The organism is Sphingomonas adhaesiva (genome assembly GCF_002374855.1).
GTDB classification, from domain to species: Bacteria; Pseudomonadota; Alphaproteobacteria; order Sphingomonadales; family Sphingomonadaceae; genus Sphingomonas; species Sphingomonas adhaesiva.
On sequence record NZ_NWVC01000003.1, the window covers coordinates 276,353 to 290,641 of the forward strand.

The window sequence follows — 14,289 nt, forward strand, 5'->3', positions numbered from 1 at the left end:
TCCTTTCAGACGCGCTTGGAAAACCAGTGCGGCGTCACGTCCGCCTCGACCAGCGGGTTGTCGGTGTCGACATGCCCTTCGGGATCGAGGTGGATCAGCGTTTCGACCCGCGGGAAGGCGTCGCGCAGCGCATGTTCGACCCCCTCGACGATGCGGTGCGCGGCACGCACGGTCAGGTCGGGGTCCACTTCCATGTGGAATTGCGCGAAATCGTGGCTGCCGGCGCGGCGGGTGCGGAAATCGTGGATGCCGCGGATGCCCGGCTGGCGCGCGGCCACCTCCATGAAGGCGGCGCGCTGTTCCTCGGACCATTCCTTGTCCATCAGCATGTCGATCGCCTGGCTGGACGCCTGGAACGCGCCCCATGCCAGCCACAGCGCGATGGCGATGCCGAACACCGGATCGGCACCCGCGATCCCGACATATTGGTCGAGCACCAGCGCGGCGATGACCGCGACGTTCAGCAGCACGTCCGACTGGTAATGGACGTTGTCGGCCAGGATCGCGACCGATCCGGTGCGCCGGATCACGCTGCGCTGATAGGCGAGCAGCGCGAAGGTCGCGAGGATCGCGACTACCGATACGCCGATGCCCAGCCCGGCATCCTCGTTCACCGCAGGCGTGCTGAACCGTTCGATCGCGCGCCACGCGATCCCGATCGCGGAGGCGGTGATGAGGACGACCTGGAACAGTGCCGCCAGCGCCTCCGCCTTGCCATGGCCGAAACGGTGGTCGTGGTCGGCCGGCTCGGCCGCCAGCTTCACCCCGTACAGCGTCACCAGGCTGGCGAGCAGGTCCAGCCCGGTATCGGCCAGGCTGCCCAGCATCGCGACCGAGCCGGTGTGCCACGCCGCATAACCCTTGATGACCAGCAGCGAGCAGGCCATCGCCACGCTGGCCAGCGCGGCGCGCATCGCCAGCGGGATGATGCGTCGGCGTTCGTCGCGCGTCATGGGTACAGCAACCCTTCGTGCCACGTGCCGTCGGCGGCGGGGGTGAACAGCCGGCGTTCGTGCAGGCGGTGCGCACGGTCCTGCCAGAATTCGATCCGCTGCGGCGTGACGCGATAGCCGCCCCAGAACGGCGGGCGCGTCACTTCCTGCCCGTCGAATCGCGCCCTGGCGGCGTCGAACCGCGCCTCGAACGTGGCGCGCGCGTCGAGCGGGCGGGACTGGTCCGATGCCCAGGCGCCCAGCTGCGAATCGCGTGAACGGGTGGCAAAATAGGCGTCACTTTCCGCATCGGTGACGGGGGCGACCGGCCCTTCGATGCGGATCTGGCGGCGCAGCGATTTCCAGTGGAACAGCAGCGCGACGTGCGGATTGGCGGCCAGTTCCCCGGCCTTGCGGCTGCCGCGGTTGGTGTAGAAGACGAAACCGTCGCGGCCATGCCCCTTCAGCAGGACCATCCGCACCGACGGGCGCCCGTCCGCGTCGGCGGTGGCCAGTGCCATCGCGTTCGAGTCGTTCGGCTCGCTGGTGCGCGCCTCGGCATACCAGGTATCGAACAGCGCAAAGGGATCATTGCTCATCGCGCGGCTTCTACCGCGCAATCGCACGCGCGTCATCATTGCGCCCTTCTCCGCGCACGGGGCAGGGAACCCGCGGGCCGCCAACTCATTGAATCGCCCTCGCAACGAAAGGGTTGGTGATGGCCGCGCGCGCCTATTGGCAGGGACAGATCCGGCTGGCGCTGGTGTCGATCCCCGTCGAAATCTATTCGGCGACGCGCTCCGGCGCGCAGATCAGCTTCCACCAGATCCACGAACCGTCGGGCAAGCGGATCAAGCTGGAGAAGACCGTTCCCGGCGTCGGCGCGGTCGACACCGACGAGATCATGAAGGGGTTCGAGATCGAGAAGGGCGAATATGTCCTGCTCGACCAGGACGAGATCGACGCGGTGAAGCTGGAATCCAAGAAGACGCTGGAGCTGACGCAGTTCGTCGACGCGCATGAGATCGACGTCCTTTACTACGAGAAGCCCTATTTCGTCGTTCCCGCCGACGATCTGGCGGAGGAAGCGTTCATCGTGCTGCGCGAGGCGTTGCGGCGCACGAAGAAGGTCGGGCTGGGCCAGCTTGCGATGCGCGGGCGCGAATATGTCGTCAGCCTGAAGCCGTGCGGGCGCGGCATGGTGTTGGAAACGCTGCGCTATACCGATGAGGTGAACAAGGCGCAGGGCTATTTTCGCGACATTCCCGATGCCAAGCCCGAGCCGGAGCTGCTGGAACTGGCGGAGGCGCTGATCGAGAAGAAGGCCGCGCCGTTCGACCCGCGCGGCTTCCACGATCGCTACGTCGATGCGCTGAAGGGGCTGATCGACCGCAAGCGCAAGGCCAAGGGCCGGCGGATCATCGAGGACAAGGACGCGGGCGCGGCGCGGTCGGGATCGAATGTCGTCGATCTGATGGCGGCGCTGAAGAAGTCGATGGAGGGCAAAAGCGGCACGGCCGCAGCGGACGCCGAGCTGGCAGCGGCGAAGAAGAAACCGGCCACTCGCAAGCCCGCCGCGCGGAAGCCGGCGACACGCAAGCGCGCCTGACCGGCGATGGCGCGCCGCCCCGATCCGTTGGAACGATACAACGCCAAGCGCGACTTTTCGCGCACCGCCGAACCGGCGGGTACGCTGGCGCCGGGGAACGGCAACAGTTTCATCGTGCAGAAGCACGATGCGACCAGGCTCCATTGGGATTTCCGGCTGGAGGTGGACGGCGTCCTGAAAAGCTGGGCGGTGACCCGCGGGCCGAGCCTGGACCCGGCGGAAAAGCGGCTGGCGGTGCGGACCGAGGACCATCCGCTGTCGTACGCGACGTTCGAGGGGACGATCCCGGCGGGCGAATATGGCGGTGGCACGGTGATGCTGTGGGATCGCGGCACCTGGTCACCGGTGGCGGGCAAGACCGCCGCCGATCTGGAGGCGGGACACCTGCACTTCGTCCTCGACGGGGAGCGGATGAAGGGCGAATGGCTGCTGATCCGCCTGAAGCCGCGCGGAAAGGAAACGCGCGAGAACTGGCTGCTGCGCAAGATCGACGACGCCGCCGCGGGCGCGACCGACACGCTGACCGACACCGCGCTGACCAGCGTTACGACAGGGCGGACGATGCAGGAGATCGCCGAGGGGGTGCCGGCGCAGCGCCGCGCTCCGGCCCGTCGCAAGAAGCGCAAGGCCGGCGCCGCGCCCCCGCCGTTCGAGGCGCCGCAGCTGTGCACGCTAGTCGATAGCGTCCCCGCCGGCGCGGGCTGGATCCATGAGGTGAAGTATGACGGCTATCGCGCACTGATCGCGGTCGGCGGGGGGAAGGCGACGGTCTATACCCGCAGTGGACTCGACTGGAGCGAGACGTTCGCCGAAATCGCGACGGCGGCGGCGCAGCTGGATGTCGGCGACGCGCTGATCGACGGGGAGATCGTGGCGTTCAAGGACGGCCGCCCCGATTTCGCGACGCTGAAGGCCGCGATCGCAGCGGGCGGCGAGATGACCTTCTTCGCGTTCGACCTGCTCCGGCATGACGGCGAGGATCTGCGCGCGCTGACCAATGTCGAGCGCAAGGAGCGGTTGCGCGCGCTGATGGCGGATGCCGACCCGCATCTGCAATTCGCGGAGCATGTCGCCGGGGCGGGCGAGCCGTTGTTCGAGACGATGTGCCGCGAAGGCTTCGAGGGCGTGGTGTCGAAACGGGCCGATGCGCCCTACCGCGGCAAGCGCACGCAGGCGTGGCTGAAGACCAAGTGCATCCGCCGGCAGGAGTTCGTGATCGTCGGCTGGCTGCCGTCGGACAAGGGGCGTGGGCTGCGCTCGCTGCTGCTGGGCGTGCACCAGGACGGGGCGCTGCGCTATGCCGGGAAGGTCGGCACCGGCTTTTCCGTCGACACGATTGCCGACCTGCGCACCCGGCTCGACCGGCTGGCCCGCAAGACCGCGACGGTGGCCGCACCGCGCGCGATGGTACGCGGCGCGCAATGGGTCACGCCGAAGCTGGTCGCGGAGATCGCCTTTACCGAAACCACCCCTGACGGGCTGCTGCGCCATCCCAGTTTCCTGGGGCTGCGCGGCGACAAGCCGGCGGCGGAGGTCGTCGCCGAACGACCCGCCGCGGCGCCGGTGCCCGTCGCATCGACGGTGAAGGTGACCAACCGCGACCGAGCGATCTTCCCCGAATCGGATGTGACCAAGGGCGATCTGGCGGATTATTACGCTGCGATCGCCCCGGCGATGCTGCCGTTCGTCGCGCATCGCCCGGTCAGCCTGGTGCGGTGCCCGCAGGGGCGGGGCCGGCAATGTTTCTTCCAGAAGCACGATGCCGGGTCGTTCGGCGACCGGGTTCATCAGGTACGGATTCGCGAGAAGGACGGATCAACCGAGGATTACCTGTACGTCGACAGCGGCGACGGACTGGTCGCGTGCGTGCAGATGGGGACGATCGAATTCCACGGCTGGGGTTCGCAGGTCGCGGACGTGGAACGGCCCGATCGGATGGTGTTCGATCTCGATCCCGACGAGGGGCTGAACTTCGCCGCGACGAAGAAGGCCGCCGAGCATCTGAAGACGCAACTGGCCGAACTGGGGCTGGCGAGTTTTCCGCTGTTGTCCGGGGGCAAGGGCGTTCATGTCGTCGTACCGCTGACCCCGCAGGCGGAATGGCCGGCGGTCAAGGATTTCGCCGATCGCTTCGCACGCGCGCTGGCGCAGGCGGAGCCGGAACGGTTCACCGCGACGATGGCCAAGGCGAAGCGCAAGGGGCGGATCTTCATCGACTGGCTGCGCAACCAGCGCGGGGCGACGGCGATCATGCCCTATGCCGCGCGGGCGCGCGCCGGGGCGCCAGTAGCCGCGCCGGTATCGTGGAGCGAGTTGCGCGATATCGACACCGCGGCGCGCTGGCGCGTCACCGACCGCGACGAATTGCTGGAGCGTGCGGGCAGCCGCGCGCTGCGCGGCTGGGGCGTCGCGGACCAGCAACTTCCCGACACATGAGGCTATTGATATTCTATCGCTGAGGTGTAGTTTTGATTCGAACGATGGTCGGTGCCATCGCCATCAAAGGGGATCGAGATACATGAAGAAAATCGCTGCCGCCGTTTCCATGATCGCGATGAGCCTGGCACTGGTCGCATGCGGCAAGGGCGCCGAGCCGGTCGCCGCCAACGATACGCTGGCGAACGAAACCGTGCTGAACGACGAAGTGCCCGCGGACGGCAATCTGGCGACGTTCGGCAATGGCGCCGACGCGCTGCCGGCCGATATCACGCCGACCGACAACGCGATCGGCGGGAACGCGCTCTGACCTTCTGAACTGACGCGGCGATCCCCCCGCGGTCGCCGCCGCCGTTACCGTCTGGTGCTCCCTGGACGAAACTGGACCCGGTACCTCTTCGGTGCCGGGTTCTTTCTATGCGGCGACCAGTGCCGGTTCGGTTGCGGCGATCCAGCCGCCGCCGAGCACCCGTTCGCCATCGTACAGCACCGCCGCCTGGCCGGGCGCGACGCCATATTCGGGCACCGCGAACACCAGGCGATCGCCGATCATCCGCGCGGGCACCGGTTTGGCCATCGAGCGGACCTTCGCGGTCAGCGCGCCTTCCAGCGGCCCCAGCACGTTCATGTCGGCCAGACGCGCCGCCGCCACCGCCAGCGCGGCGCGCGGGCCGACGACGACGCGGCGCTGTTCGGGCTCCAGCCGCACGACATACAGCGGTTCGGGGCTGCCGCCGATCTCCAGCCCGCGGCGCTGGCCGACGGTATAATGGACCAGCCCGCGATGCTCGCCCAGCTTGCGCCCGGCCATGTCGACGATGTCGCCGCCCGCCGCCGCCTCCGGCCGCAGCTTCTTCACCAGCGTGGCATAATCGCCGTCGGGGACGAAGCAGATGTCCTGGCTGTCGGGCTTGTCGGCGACCAGCAGCCCCATCTCCCCCGCCAGTTCGCGCACGCGGCGCTTGGGCAGCGCGCCCAGCGGGAAGCGCAGGAAGTCGAGCTGCGCGCGCGTCGTGGCGAACAGGAAATAGCTCTGGTCGCGCGCCGGATCGACCGCGCGGTGCAGCTGCGCGTCGTCGTCGCCGACGATGCGGCGGACGTAATGGCCGGTCGCCAGGCAATCGGCGCCCAGATCGCGGGCCAGTGCGAACAGGTCGGTGAATTTCGGCCCCATGTTGCACTGGACACACGGGATCGGCGTGCGGCCGGCGAGATATTCGTCGGCGAAGCGATCGACCACCTGCGTACGGAAGCTGGATTCGTGGTCGAAGACGTAATGCGCGATGCCCAGCCGGTCGCACACCGCGCGCGCATCGCGGATGTCGCGACCCGCGCAGCATGCGCCGGCGCGCTTCGTCGCTTCGCCATGATCGTAGAGCTGGAGCGTCACGCCGATCGTTTCCGCGCCGCTGGCCTGCGCCAGCGCCGCCACGACCGAACTGTCGACCCCGCCCGACATCGCCACGACGATGCGCCGCGCACCCGCCGGCAGCTGGAAATCCACCGTGTCCATCATGCCACCGGCCATACCCCGTCGCGTATGTCCGCGTAAAGGCAGGTGAAGGAAGCGTTGCCGGCGGCTTTACGCGACCTTCAGCAGACCGGGGCTAAGCGAGTCCATCACATCTCGCGAAAGCCAGGACCCGACGTGACGTTACCCGAGGAAACCCATCTTCCCCCGCTGCTGGCCGGGCTGCGCGCCCGGCAGGACACGTCGCGCACCGCGCAGGTGGCGCGCGCGCTGAACGAATCGGCGAACGCGCGATCGGGCGAGGGTGCGTTCAATCCGGCGGCGGCGGCGGCGCTAAGCGAATGGAAAGAGCCGTGAAGACCGCGTTTACCGCGCCGCTTTAGGGCGTGTTCAAATCGAGGCGCCTACGCAGTGCTTCGTCGCAGGGAAGGGGGCCCCCCGCCCCGAACCGAGGTTAGGAATGATCGAGAACCAAAAAATCCGCCCCGCCAAGGTCATCGGTCCTCTGGGAGAGGCGCTGACCATGGATACGCTGCCGCCGGCCAACACCACGCGGTGGGTGGTCCGGCGCAAGGCCGAGGTCGTCGCCGCGGTCAACGGCGGCCTGCTGACGGTGGACGAAGTGTGCCAGCGTTACGGGCTGACGGTGGAGGAATTCGCCGGATGGCAGCGTGCGATCGACCGGTCGGGCATGCCCGGCTTGCGGGTCACGCGCATCCAGCAGTATAAATCGCTGTACGAGCGCCAGCAGAAGTTCTGATCCCGAAACGCGCCCGGAACAATATCCACCCTTCGTGAGTCTTCCCTGCCACAGCGCTTCACCGTCCGGGCGCATCGCAGGGGAGAATTGCTATGGGACTTATTATCTGGCTCATCATCGGTGGCGTCATCGGCTGGCTCGCCAGCATCATCATGCGCACTGACGCCCAGCAGGGCATCTTTCTGAACATCATCGTCGGTATCGTCGGCGCCTTCATTGGCGGCTTGCTGTTCACCGGCGGCTCGATCAACAACCAGCCGCTGACGATCTATTCGTTCCTGGTGTCGCTGGTCGGCGCGGTCGTTCTGCTGGCGATCGTAAACCTCGTCCGTCGCGGCCGGGTGCGCTAACGCGCCCCACGCTCACGAACGACAAAGAAACAGGCCGCCCGGTGTTCCGGGCGGCCTGTTTCGTATGCGCCGTCGTCTGCCTGTGCCCCGTCCGCCACGCGACGGACGGGGCATACGGTCATTTCAGCAGGAAGCGGACGCGCACCATCGCGGTCACGTCGGTTTCTCCCGCCAGCATCGGGGTGAAATCGCGCGCCTCAGCCATGGCGGCGCGCTGCAGCATCATCGGCGGTTGCGGGCGGCTGCCGTCGTTGTCGCCGGCTTCCTCGATCGAGACGATCCGCGCCACCGTCATTCCGGCGGCCTGCGCGTAGAGCGTGGCGCGCGCGCGCGCGGTCTTCACCGCGTCGGTGCGCGCCTCGTCCAGCGCGGCATCGGGCTGGGACAGCGACATGCTGGGTCCGTCGATCTGGTTGGCGCCCGACCGCACCAGCGCGTCGAGCGCCGGGCCGGACTTGGCGATATCGCGGAACTTGACGCTGACGGTGTTGCTCGCCTGATAACCGGTGATGACCGGCGGCTGATTGTCGGTGTAGCGATATTGCGGCGACAGGCTGACGTTGCTGGTCGCGATGTCGCGTTCGGCGATCCCGGCCGATTTCAGCGCCCGGACCACCTGCGTCATGCGCTGGGCGTTCTCGCTCAACGCACCCGCGGCGGTCGCGTTCTGGGTGACGACGCCGGCGCGGACGGTCGCCAGATCGGGTACGCGCGTCACCCGGCCGGTGGCGGTCACGTCCAGGATCGTGCCGTCGGGCACCACCGTCGCCATCGGCAGTGGCGTCTGCGCCGTTGCCGTCGCGGCCAGCGTCACCCCGGCCAGGATCGCGGCGGCGCCGCCCAGCCCGGTGATTGTGGTCATTCGCATCGTGATATCTCCCGTTTCTCGTCTTGGCCGCATCTGCACCGGTGCGACAAAACGCAGGATGAACGCGACGAACCGCTTGAAAGATGCCCGCTTGTACCGGGTGCTATATCATCGTAATACACGCCCCGACGAGAGGGGTGGAATGAACTACGAAAACGGCAACCTGGAAGGCGAGCGGCTGCTGATCGAGGATTCGCGCGACCGCGGCCGGCGGCGCTGGGTGATCGTGGCGGGCGTCGTGCTGCTGGTGATCGCGGTGGCGGCGTGGCTGGCGCTGCGCGGCGGCAAGGATGCCGAGGCGCCCGCGCCGGCCGGCGACCAAGCGCCGTCGGTGACCGTCGTCGTCCCCGGATCGCAAGCGGTCGCGCGCACCGTGGCGGCCACCGGGTCGCTGGCCGCCAAGCGCGAGATGCCGGTCGGCGTCGCGGGCGAGGGCGGCATGGTATCGCGCGTTCTGGTCGAACCCGGCCAGTGGGTGAAGGCCGGTCAGGTGCTGGCGACGATCGACCGGTCGGTCCAGACGCAGACCGCCGATTCGCTCGCCTCGCAGATCAACGTCGCGCGCGCCGACCTGACGCTGGCGCAGGCCGAGCTGGAGCGCGCGCAGAGCCTGGTCGACCGCGGCTTCATCTCCAAGGCGGACGTGCAGCGGCGCATCGCCACCCGCGATGCGGCAGCGGCGCGGCTGCGCGTGACGCAGGCGACGCTGTCGGAACAACGCGCGCGCAACGCCCGGCTGGACATTCGTGCGCCCTCCCCGGGGCTGGTGCTGACGCGCGGGGTGGAGCCGGGGCAGATCGTCAGTTCCGCCACCGGCGTCCTGTTCCGCATGGCCGCCAACGGCGAGATGGAGATGCGCGCGCAACTGTCCGAGGCCGATCTGCAGGCGATCCACGTCGGTTCGTCGGCGCAGGTGATCCCGGTGGGTGAGAAGCGCAGCTTCGCGGGCCGCGTGTGGCAGCTGTCGCCGGTGATCGACCCGCAGTCGCGGCAGGGGATCGCGCGGATCCAGCTGTCCTACGATCCCGCGCTGCGCCCCGGTGGCTTCGCCTCCGCGACGATCATCGCCGGTGACGCGCGCCAGCCCGAATTGCCGCAATCGGCGTTGCTCAGCGACAGCCGCGGCAATTACGTCTATATCGTCGATGCCGAGAACCGCGTGCGGCGTCGCGACGTGACGCTGGGATCGGTGAGCGACGACAAGGTCGCGATCGCCGGCGGGCTGACCGGCAACGAACGGGTGGTGCAGGCGGCGGGCGCCTTCCTGAACCCCGGCCAGCTGGTGAAGCCGGTCACCCCCAAGGGGCGCTGAGGACAAGCGACGATGGGCTTCCGCAACATATCCGCCTGGTCGATCCGCAATCCGGTGCCGTCGATCGTCCTGTTCATGATGCTGACGGTCGCCGGGATCGTCAGCTTCATCCAGATGGACATCAACCAGGAACCGGACATCGACTTTCCGGCGGTGACCATCACGATCAGCCAGCCGGGCGCCGCACCCAGCGAGCTGGAAAACCAGGTGACGCAGCGCGTCGAGGCCGCGGTGCGCACGCTGGAGGGCGTCGACGAAATCCAGTCGTTCGTGTCCGAGGGGCAGTCGACCACCTTCGTCCAGCTGACGATCGGCACCCCCGTCGACCGCGCGGTGAACGAGGCGCGCGATGCGGTGACGCAGATCCGCGCGCAGCTGCCCGACGGCATCCTGGAGCCGCAGGTCCAGCGCGTGAAGATCAACGACAACGATCTGGGCAGCTTCACCGCGGTCGGCACCGACATGACGCTGGAACAGCTCAGCTGGTACATCGACAATACCGTCGCGAAGGAACTGCTGTCGGTCCCCGGCATGGGATCGGTCGAGCGCAACGGCGGGGTCAGCCGCGAGATCCGCGTGATCCTCGATCCCGCCAAGCTGGCGGCCTATGGCCTGACCGCCAGCCAGATCAACCAGCAGTTGCGGCAGGTGAACCTGAACGCGGCGGGCGGGCGTGCCGAGATCGCCGGGGCCGAGCAATCGGTGCGTGTGCTGGGCAATGCCGCCACCGCCTATGACCTGAGCCAGACGCAGGTTGCGATCGGCAACGGCCGCACCATTCGCCTGTCCGACGTGGCGACCGTGCGCGACCTATATGCCGAGCAGCGCAGCGCCGCGGCGGTCGATGGTCGTCCCGCCCTGAGCTTCGATTTCAAGCGCGCCAAGAACGCCTCCGACGTTACCGTCTTCCGCGAGGCCAAGGCCAAGCTGGAGGCGCTGGAGAAGCGCAACCCGCAGGTGAAGTTCAAGCTGCGCATCGACGGCGCGAAATATGCGCTGGAACAGTATAAGAGCGCGCTGCACGCGATGATCGAGGGCGCGATCCTGGCGGTGGTGGTCGTCTTCCTGTTCCTGCGCGACTGGCGCGCGACGTTCATCTCCGCGCTGGCGATACCGCTGTCGGCGATCCCGGCCTTCTGGTTCATGGACCTGATGGGGTTCACGTTGAACCAGATGACGCTGCTGGCGCTGAGCCTGGTGGCGGGCGTGCTGGTCGACGATGCGATCGTGGAGATCGAGAATATCGTGCGCCACATGCGCATGGGAAAGACCGCCTATCAGGCGTCGATCGACGCCGCGGACGAAATCGGGCTGGCGGTGCTGGCGACGACGATGGCGATCGTTGCGGTGTTCCTGCCGGTGGGGCTGATGCCCGGCGTGTCGGGGCAGTTCTTCAAGAATTTCGGGCTGACCGTCGTCGTCGCGGTGCTGATGAGCCTGGCGGTGGCACGCCTCATCACGCCGATGATCGCGGCGTATTTCCTGAAATCCAGCGGCCATGCCGATCATGGCGGCCCGGCGGTCGATTTCTACGAGCGCGTGCTGCGCTGGACGCTGGATCAGGGCAAGGCGCCGCTGATCCGTGCCAGGGGCGGGATCGGGCGGTTCACCGGCTGTCTGCGCGACCACCGCATCTGGGTGATGGGAATGGGTGCCCTGTCGTTCGCGCTGACGATCGTACTGTTCGCCACGACGCCGATGACGTTCCAGCCCGCCGCCGACCAGCCGCGCAGCGCGGTGACGATCACCATGCCGCCGGGCGCCACGCTGAACACCACGCAGGCGGTCGTCGATCAGGTCTATGCCCTGCTCAAGAAGCAGCCGGAAGTCGAAAGCCTGTATACCCGCACCTTCGTGGGGACCGGCCGGGTCATCGCCACGTTGAAGGAAAAGCGCGACGTCACCTCGACCCAATTCGAGCGGCGGCTGGCGCCGGCGCTGGCGACGATCGCGGACGCGCGCGTCAACTTCCAGTCGCAGTTCGGCTTCGGCGATAACAACCGCGACATCTCGATCACGCTGGGCGGCGACGATCCCGTGCTGTTGCGCAAGACCGCCGACCGGCTGGTGAGCGAGATGGGCCAGGTGCCAGGGTTGGTCGCACCGCGCATTGCCGGCGATCTCAACCGCCCCGAAATCCTCATCAAGCCGCGGCTCGACCTGGCGGCGCAGCTGGGCGTGACGACAGCGGCGCTGTCGAACGCGATCCGCATCGCGACGCTGGGCGACCTCGACCAGAACAGCGCGCGCTTCTCGCTGTCGGACCGCCAGGTGCCGATCCGCGTCGCTCTGGAGGAGAGTGCCCGGTCGCGGCTCGACACCATCCAGAACCTGCCGGTGCAGACGCAGTCGGGCGGTTCGGTGCCGCTCAGCCTGATCGCCGAGATCGGGTTCGGGTCCGGCCCGACCAAGATCACGCGCCTGAACCAGCAGCGTCAGCTGACCGTCGGTGCGGATCTGTCGCCCGGCCTGGTCACCAGCAATGCGATGAAGCAGATCAACCAGCTGCCGGTGATGAAGAACCTGCCGGTGGGCGTCCAGCAGCTGAGCGTCGGCCAGGCCAAATGGCAGCTGGAGATGCTGATCAACTTCGTCGTCGCGGTGGTGGCGGGGGTGTTCCTGGTCTTCTCCGTGCTGGTGCTGCTGTACCGCCGCCTGCTGCCGCCGCTGGTCAACATGGGGTCGTTGCTGCTGGCGCCGCTTGGCGGATTGCTGGCGCTGAAGGTCGCCGGGCAGCCGCTGTCGATGCCGGTGTTCATTGGGCTGCTGATGCTGCTGGGGATCGTCGCCAAGAATTCGATCCTGCTGATCGACTTCGCGTTGGAGGAAATGGCGGCGGGCGTGACGCCCCATGCCGCGATCGTCGACGCCGGTCACAAGCGGGCGCAGCCGATCGTGATGACCACCGTCGCGATGGTGGCGGGCATGGTGCCCACCGCCTTGTCGCTGTCGGGCGACGGGGCGTGGCGCGCGCCGATGGGGATCGTGGTGATCGGCGGGCTGACGATGTCGACGCTGCTGACGCTGCTGATCGTACCGGCGGCCTTCTCCCTGGCGATCGGGATCGAGCGGCGCGTCGGGCCATGGCTGGGTCGGCGGCTGCTCACCTATCGTCCGGGCGACGATGGCGGCGCGCTGATCGAACATGGCCCGCCCAAGGATGCGATCGCCGCGCCGCACGGCCGGATCGGCTTTCGCGACGGGGCCGATCCGGCGGAGTGACGAGGGCGCGTCCGGCGCCCTGCCCGCAGGGACTTGAACAATCGGCGCGATCGGGGATTGTCCTAACGATGATCGCCATGCGCCGCACCCCCGTCCCGCCCGCTGCGCTGGGGCGCATGCGCCGGGTGGCGACGGGATTGCTGCTGGCGATGGCGGCCCTGTTCCTCGCCGCGCGCGCGCTGGCGGATCAGCATCCTGCGTGGGGCTTCGTCCGCGCCTTTGCCGAGGCGGCGATGGTCGGCGGACTGGCGGACTGGTTCGCGGTGACGGCACTCTTCCGCCACCCGCTCCACCTGCCGATCCCGCATACCGCGATCATTCCCCGCAACAAGGACCGGATCGGCGACCAGCTGGCGAGTTTCCTGCGCGAGAACTTCCTGATCCCCGCCGTGGTCGCCCGGCGGATGGGGCGGATCGACGTCGCCGCCGCCGCGGGACGCTGGCTGGCCAATCCGCAGGGCGCGGGCGGTGGACGGCTGGCGCGCGGCACGTCGCGGCTGGCGCAGGAGGTGCTTAACGCGCTCGACCAGGAGCGGCTGGGCGGGATGGTGCGCGCGATGCTGGTGACGCGTGTCCGCGAAACCGAATTGTCGCCGATGCTCGGCCGCGCGCTCGACGCCGCGATCGCGGAGGACCGGCATCTGCCGATCCTCGACCATGGCGTGCGCTGGGCGCGCGGCGCGCTGGAAGCGAACGAGCATCTGGTGCGCGCGATGGTGCATGACCGGGCCGGCTCGATCCTGCGCTGGACCGGGCTGGACGAGACGCTGGCGACCAAGATCGTCGGCGGGCTGGACCGGCTGGTCGCGGAGATGGCGGAGGATCGCGACCACCCGCTGCGCCAGAAGGCGGAGGAGGGGCTGCGGTCGCTGGCGCAGCGGTTGCAGCACGACCCGGCGCTGCGCGCGCGGGTGGAGGCGATGAAGATCGAGCTGCTTGAGAATCCGGCGATGCAGGACTGGATCAACGGCCTGTGGGAACAGGCGCGGCTGGCGATGCTGCGCGCCGCGCGCGATCCGGAGGCGGTGTTGCGCGGCAAGCTGGGCGAGGCGCTGCGGCAGCTGGGCGCCACGTTGCAGGACGATGCGCGGCTGGGTCGCACCATCAACCGCTTCGTCCGGCGTGCGACGGTGGGCGCGGCGGCCGATTACGGCGATTCGATCGTGCGGCTGGTGTCCGAAACGGTACGCGGATGGGATGCGGGGACGATCACGATGCGGCTGGAACATGCGGTCGGCAAGGACCTGCAGTTCATCCGTATCAACGGTACCCTGGTGGGGGGGCTTGTCGGCGTTCTGATCCATACCGTAGACGTCGCGTTGTGACGCA

General features: G+C 68.2%; 13 protein-coding genes. 9 read left to right on the top strand and 4 right to left on the bottom strand.

Annotated features, from left to right (window positions below):
- Positions 1–5: 5 nt before the first annotated feature.
- Together COA07_RS08720 and pdxH are read right to left on the bottom strand one after the other, a co-directional pair.
- On the bottom strand, positions 6–953 hold the full coding sequence (locus COA07_RS08720; RefSeq protein WP_066706914.1) for a cation diffusion facilitator family transporter: 948 nt from the start codon (positions 951–953) through the stop codon (positions 6–8).
- Positions 950–1,531 (bottom strand): pyridoxamine 5'-phosphate oxidase, encoded by a 582-nt coding sequence (gene pdxH, locus COA07_RS08725; protein WP_066706917.1) that lies wholly within the window; start codon positions 1,529–1,531, stop codon positions 950–952. Before pdxH ends, COA07_RS08720 begins: the two co-directional genes overlap by 4 nt.
- Positions 1,532–1,650: 119 nt before the next feature.
- Here pdxH and ku point away from each other — a divergent pair, with 119 nt between their 5' ends.
- The 3 genes from ku to COA07_RS08740 all read left to right on the top strand — a co-directional run bounded on the left by ku (position 1,651) and on the right by COA07_RS08740 (position 5,287).
- Positions 1,651–2,541, top strand: coding sequence for a non-homologous end joining protein Ku (gene ku / locus COA07_RS08730; protein ID WP_066706920.1), 891 nt, complete (start codon positions 1,651–1,653; stop codon positions 2,539–2,541).
- A 6-nt stretch (positions 2,542–2,547) separates the two neighbouring features.
- Positions 2,548–4,977 (top strand): DNA ligase D, encoded by a 2,430-nt coding sequence (gene ligD, locus COA07_RS08735; protein WP_066706923.1) that lies wholly within the window; start codon positions 2,548–2,550, stop codon positions 4,975–4,977.
- 82 nt (positions 4,978–5,059) lie between these two features.
- Complete coding sequence (locus COA07_RS08740; protein WP_066706926.1) at positions 5,060–5,287, top strand: hypothetical protein; 228 nt, start codon at positions 5,060–5,062, stop codon at positions 5,285–5,287.
- 105 nt (positions 5,288–5,392) lie between these two features.
- Here COA07_RS08740 and mnmA read toward each other — a convergent pair whose 3' ends face one another.
- A complete protein-coding gene (gene mnmA, locus COA07_RS08745) occupies positions 5,393–6,490 on the bottom strand; it encodes a tRNA 2-thiouridine(34) synthase MnmA (protein WP_066706973.1) in 1,098 nt (365 codons plus the stop codon).
- 135 nt (positions 6,491–6,625) lie between these two features.
- On the opposite strand from mnmA, the gene COA07_RS08750 reads away from it, so the two are divergent.
- From COA07_RS08750 to COA07_RS08760, 3 genes are all read left to right on the top strand, one after another.
- Positions 6,626–6,805, top strand: coding sequence for a hypothetical protein (locus COA07_RS08750; RefSeq protein WP_066706929.1), 180 nt, complete (start codon positions 6,626–6,628; stop codon positions 6,803–6,805).
- A gap of 103 nt (positions 6,806–6,908) precedes the next feature.
- On the top strand, positions 6,909–7,208 hold the full coding sequence (sciP, locus tag COA07_RS08755; RefSeq protein ID WP_066488560.1) for a CtrA inhibitor SciP: 300 nt from the start codon (positions 6,909–6,911) through the stop codon (positions 7,206–7,208).
- 92 nt (positions 7,209–7,300) lie between these two features.
- Positions 7,301–7,558: a GlsB/YeaQ/YmgE family stress response membrane protein gene (locus tag COA07_RS08760; RefSeq protein WP_066488563.1), complete on the top strand. Its 258-nt coding sequence runs from the start codon at positions 7,301–7,303 to the stop codon at positions 7,556–7,558.
- A 118-nt stretch (positions 7,559–7,676) separates the two neighbouring features.
- On the opposite strand, the gene COA07_RS08765 is transcribed toward COA07_RS08760, so the two are convergent.
- Positions 7,677–8,420, bottom strand: coding sequence for an SIMPL domain-containing protein (locus tag COA07_RS08765; protein ID WP_066706932.1), 744 nt, complete (start codon positions 8,418–8,420; stop codon positions 7,677–7,679).
- A gap of 148 nt (positions 8,421–8,568) precedes the next feature.
- Between COA07_RS08765 and COA07_RS08770 the strand changes: the two genes are divergently transcribed.
- From COA07_RS08770 to COA07_RS08780, 3 genes are all read left to right on the top strand, one after another.
- Positions 8,569–9,738 (top strand): efflux RND transporter periplasmic adaptor subunit, encoded by a 1,170-nt coding sequence (locus COA07_RS08770; protein ID WP_066706939.1) that lies wholly within the window; start codon positions 8,569–8,571, stop codon positions 9,736–9,738.
- A gap of 12 nt (positions 9,739–9,750) precedes the next feature.
- Positions 9,751–12,960 carry an efflux RND transporter permease subunit gene (locus tag COA07_RS08775; RefSeq protein WP_066706942.1) on the top strand — a complete coding sequence of 1,070 codons (3,210 nt, stop codon included), beginning with the start codon at positions 9,751–9,753 and terminating at the stop codon, positions 12,958–12,960.
- A 68-nt stretch (positions 12,961–13,028) separates the two neighbouring features.
- Positions 13,029–14,285: a DUF445 domain-containing protein gene (locus COA07_RS08780; RefSeq protein WP_245842073.1), complete on the top strand. Its 1,257-nt coding sequence runs from the start codon at positions 13,029–13,031 to the stop codon at positions 14,283–14,285.
- Positions 14,286–14,289: the final 4 nt, after the last annotated feature.